The 764-nt window shown below is 53.7% G+C and carries 1 protein-coding gene; it reads left to right on the forward strand.

The window, feature by feature from the left end:
• Nucleotides 1-619: hypothetical protein (locus AACY52_RS28780; protein ID WP_339561138.1), on the forward strand; the 619-nt coding region annotated here is incomplete at its 5' end.
• Nucleotides 620-764: the final 145 nt, after the last annotated feature.

A 764-nucleotide genomic window follows, 5' to 3' on the forward strand; every position in this document is an offset into this window, starting at 1 on the left:
GCTGCTTTTCGTGAACAACAACCTGATCTTCGGTCCGAGATGGCTGGCGCCAGCTTTCGAGCTGACGATGCTCATTCCTCTCTCCCTCGCGACCATTTGGACCCAAGGCAAGGCGCGCCAAGCGCATGCAGACCATCACTGGTACGTTATATGCCGGCATCGAAAGGCGATCAGGCGGTTTGCGCTGTTATTGACGGCGATCGTGATGATGCTCAATTTTTATGCACTGATATCTGTCACCCGCGAGTTGCTGGGTGGCTCAAAAGGCGGGCAGTCCCTGCTGCTCGACGCGCTCAATATCTGGTTTACGAACATCGTGGTGTTCGCGCTCTGGTTTTGGAACATTGATCGAGGTGGCCCGGCAAGATTAGGGTTACACGACGACGCCAGGCCCGATTTCCTGTTTCCAAAGATGATGGGTAGCGGGGACCAAGACCCAGCATGGTCGCCCGGTTTCATCGATTATTTCTATGTCTCCTTCACGAACGCCACGGCCTTTTCGCCAACAGACACGATGCCATTAAGCGCGCAGAGTAAGCTCTTGATGGCGGCAGAAGCCAGCATATCGCTTTTGACGGTCGGTCTAGTCGCAGCCCGTGCGGTCAATATCCTTACGTGAGAGTGGGAGATGCCTTGTATCCGGCCTGATCAGACGTATACGGTCAGAACGATATTCATTCTGTACCTTAGCAAGTGCGACGTTAATCTTTGCATTCATTGCGTCCGCACGACGGCGGATACGGATAAGAGCAAAAAGCGTATAG

Origin of the sequence: Pseudomonas sp. EA_65y_Pfl1_P113 (assembly GCF_963970525.1) — a bacterium.
Classification (GTDB): domain Bacteria; phylum Pseudomonadota; class Gammaproteobacteria; order Pseudomonadales; family Pseudomonadaceae; genus Aquipseudomonas; species Aquipseudomonas tritici.